Genomic DNA, 3,525 nt, shown 5'->3' on the forward strand with positions numbered 1-3,525 from the left:
GGTCGCGGGTTCGAATCCCGTCTCTCGCTCTACATTTCTTCTGATCATTTTATTTTCCTTTCTTTTATTATTGTTCCAAGTATTAATTTTTATATTTGAAAAGTACTGATTTGTGTTTTAAAATTTAGCGTAATTCAGCTATGAATCGAATATTTACTTTTTTAGTCCCTGCTTTAATAGTTGTAGCTCTCTTCTCAGTTCAAACCGTCGTTGCTCAACAAAAACCTTTTTTTTCGGTTTATGCACTTGGCAATTTTTCTTTTGCCAGCATTAATAATGGGCAAACTATCCAATCAGTTCCCGTGTCGGGGGCATCAGGTTATCAATATTTGACCTTAAGTGCTGATCTGGATCGGAAAATTATTGGCAGGCCAGCTTTTTCCATAGGAGGCAATGTTTCCTTTCCTTTAAATCCTCTTTTTTCAATATCGGTGGGTCAGGAGTTGGAATGGGCCCGTTTTGGGTTGGAAGAAAATGTGAGGATTAACAAAGTAGAAAGTGGTATAATTGATGGAATTTTTGAGCCTTTGCCAGGTTTTCCAGATGCCAATGGAGATGTATTCGAAAGAGACCCTGCAGCCTATAGTTTATGGTATTTGAAGGTGCCAGTTTCTATTAACTATAAACTTAATAGCCGCGTTCAGGCATCAATCGGTCTTTTTGTTTCCTGCTTGCTTGAATCAACTATTACAACCCAAGAGGTTCAATATAGCAATTTTTTTGGAGGAATAATTGAAGGTGAGGTGATTGATCCTATAATAGGTGCTCCAATGGGATATGAGTTTGCTTCCCCTGAAGTGGTAGATTTTAAGGAAAATTCCGGTACAGGTCTTACCAAATGGGGAGGAGGAATTTTTGTAGAAGGATCCTATCTGTTCTTGCCAAAATTTAGTTTAAAGTTTCGATACAGTAGAAACTTACAAAATACCTTTGATGATCCGGAAATAACTTATCAAAATTTAATAGGTAGTCCCCAACAAGTTATGGAAGAGAAAAAATCCAGGCTAAATCAACTTTCGCTTGGGATGGTCTATCATTTTTGAACTTGATTAAGGCCGGCTTTCCTTTTTTTAAGCTAAATTAAGTTTGGTCGGGTTAATTTAAATCCCGAAGTAAAGCACAACCTTATCCTTTTTTACTTTCACCCCTTTTAATGTCATTTTAGCTATCCTTTCTTGTAGGGAAGATCCACTAATGGTATATAGTGGGTAGTGTTCGAACCGTTTTTTTATAATTTCCGTGGCAAGTTTTGGGAGGCGGTCACTATATATTTTTGGGACGCCTTGAATATTGATCTTATAGATATAAGGATCTTCCAGAAAAAAGGTATGCACTTTGGGATCATATATGAGATGAGCATTTAGGATTGCTCTACCATTATATGTTTGTGATTTTATTCCTTCAAAAACCCGGGCTTCGGCAGTAAGGGCAAAGCTTAATTCATCCTTCTTAATTTGAGCTAACTCCAATTCTGGGTCTTTCAAAGTGAGTTTTAATACCAGAAGATAAGTCTTTTCCATTGGAAAGCTTTTGCTCACAGTAGCTTCTAATTCATCTTTGGAGATTTCCATGGTAAAGGTCTTGCCCTTTAAATAGAAATAGGCACCAATCAAGATGCCAAGGAAAAGCAGTAAAAATGCGATTAAGATATATTTTCTATTCATGGTTTCACCTTTTACCTTCCCTTAAATGAAATTATTTACAACAATGCAGGTTAAGGTTAAAGCAGTAGGGTCTTCCTAATTTTTTTGGAAGAAAAACCTGATTTTAGGTTTTACCAAAATCAATGAGTTAATCCCAATGCTTTTTTCAGAAAACAATTTCTCAAGCAAAAAAATTTAGGACAAAAAAGTTATCAATGGGCTCATACTACCTTCAAAATAGCTCTGGAAACCATAAAAGTGGTATTTTGATTAAACTTGTCAGTAGCTTTCTTACTGAATCAGCACTTTAGGCTTTTTTCTCTAATGAAATTGTTTAATTTAGCGTTCTTGTGAAGGGTTAATACCTTTAATGATTATTAAATGCTCATTTTTTATTGAATCAGGAGAATAGTTATAACTATGGAAGAAGCGATCAATGAACAAAAGCAGGAATTGCGGGATAAGATTAAGCAGGTTTTTGAGGAAGTAGGAAAAGTAGTGGTGGGTCAAGACTACATGCTTAACCGCTTACTGATTGGATTATTTACACAGGGTCATATTTTGTTAGAGGGTGTTCCCGGTTTAGCCAAGACGTTGACGGTAAATACTTTGGCTAGAGTTTTACATCTGGATTTTCAACGTTTGCAGTTTACTCCGGATTTGTTGCCTGCCGATTTAGTGGGAACTATGATTTATAATCAACAAAAATCAGAGTTTGAGGTAAAGAAAGGACCTGTTTTCGCCAATATGATTTTGGCTGATGAAGTAAACCGTTCACCGGCAAAGGTTCAAGCGGCTCTATTGGAAGCTATGCAGGAAAAACAGGTGACCATTGGTGAAAACACTTTTTTGTTGGATCAGCCATTTTTTGTTTTAGCTACACAAAACCCTGTAGATCAAGAGGGAACTTACCCACTTCCTGAAGCCCAAATGGACCGTTTTATGATGAAGGTTTTTGTGGATTATCCCGATAAAGAATCCGAGTTGGAAGTTATGCGTCGAATGGCTAACATGAGTTTTAGCAACGAAGTGGAAACCATTTTGACTAAAGAGGAAATTTTTAAGATTCGAGATGAAATCAATGCGGTGCAGATTTCTGAATCTCTTGAAAAATATATTGTGGAATTGGTGTTTGCTACCCGCCAACCAAAAGAATATGGCTTGGAGCATGAATCGGCCTATATTCAGTTTGGGGCTTCTCCAAGGGCAAGTATTAATCTGAATCGTGCTGCTAAGGCAATTGCCTACTTTGAAGGAAGAGATTATGTTTTACCTGAAGACATCAAAGAGGTAGCTCAAGATGTATTTAACCACCGGATAATGCTGAATTTTGAAGCTGAAGCTGATGGAGTAACCACAAATGACATCATAAAGACGATCCTTAATAAAGTGCCGATTAATGTATAACGGTTAATTAAAAGGCGGAAGGAATTTAACTTTTTCCGCCTTTTATTTTTTATTCAATTTGAATTTTTTTAATAGTAATGAAACCTCTTTTATAAAGTGTCGTTTTATTAATCGTAAAGTTACGATAAAAAGAAGTATGGGAATAACCAAAGTAGATAAGTTCGAAGCAGTAATCAATCGGAGAGCAGAATTGGCAAAGGCATTTGCTCATCCCGCTCGTGTGGCTATTTTGGATTTCTTGAGTGGAAAACAGAGTTGTGTTTGTGGGGATATAGTAGATGAATTGCCTTTATCTCAATCAACGGTTTCTCAACACCTGAAAGAATTAAAAAGGATTGGTATAATAAAAGGAGAAATAGATGGGCCGAGAGTCTGTTATTGTATTGATGGAAATGTATGGAAAGAGGCTCAGCAGCACTTTATGGAAACTTTTGATAAATTTGTAGAAACAAATGCCTGCTGTTAGGCATTTTTT

General features: G+C 36.4%; 4 protein-coding genes. 3 read left to right on the top strand and 1 reads right to left on the bottom strand.

Annotated elements, in window-relative coordinates:
* Positions 1-140: 140 nt before the first annotated feature.
* Positions 141-1,043 carry an outer membrane beta-barrel protein gene (locus tag E1171_RS04665; protein ID WP_155204580.1) on the top strand — a complete coding sequence of 301 codons (903 nt, stop codon included), beginning with the start codon at positions 141-143 and terminating at the stop codon, positions 1,041-1,043.
* A gap of 57 nt (positions 1,044-1,100) precedes the next feature.
* Here E1171_RS04665 and E1171_RS04670 read toward each other — a convergent pair whose 3' ends face one another.
* Positions 1,101-1,664 (bottom strand): DUF1439 domain-containing protein, encoded by a 564-nt coding sequence (locus E1171_RS04670; protein WP_155204582.1) that lies wholly within the window; start codon positions 1,662-1,664, stop codon positions 1,101-1,103.
* 399 nt (positions 1,665-2,063) lie between these two features.
* On the opposite strand from E1171_RS04670, the gene E1171_RS04675 reads away from it, so the two are divergent.
* A complete protein-coding gene (locus E1171_RS04675) occupies positions 2,064-3,050 on the top strand; it encodes an AAA family ATPase (RefSeq protein WP_155204584.1) in 987 nt (328 codons plus the stop codon).
* 136 nt (positions 3,051-3,186) lie between these two features.
* The gene (locus E1171_RS04680; RefSeq protein ID WP_155204586.1) at positions 3,187-3,516 is read left to right on the top strand and encodes an ArsR/SmtB family transcription factor; all 330 of its coding nucleotides are present in this window, start codon (positions 3,187-3,189) and stop codon (positions 3,514-3,516) included.
* The last annotated feature ends 9 nt before the right edge of the window (positions 3,517-3,525 follow it).

The sequence above is a fragment of the Xanthovirga aplysinae genome (assembly GCF_009711365.1).
GTDB lineage: Bacteria > Bacteroidota > Bacteroidia > Cytophagales > Cyclobacteriaceae > Xanthovirga > Xanthovirga aplysinae.

What these genes read in the sequence shown, in the direction of transcription:
- E1171_RS04665 (WP_155204580.1), top strand. Translation starts at nt 141, where the DNA reads ATGAATCGAATATTTACTTTTTTAGTCCCTGCTTTAATAGTTGTAGCT.
- E1171_RS04670 (WP_155204582.1), bottom strand. Translation starts at nt 1,664, where the DNA reads ATGAATAGAAAATATATCTTAATCGCATTTTTACTGCTTTTCCTTGGC.
- E1171_RS04675 (WP_155204584.1), top strand. Translation starts at nt 2,064, where the DNA reads ATGGAAGAAGCGATCAATGAACAAAAGCAGGAATTGCGGGATAAGATT.
- E1171_RS04680 (WP_155204586.1), top strand. Translation starts at nt 3,187, where the DNA reads ATGGGAATAACCAAAGTAGATAAGTTCGAAGCAGTAATCAATCGGAGA.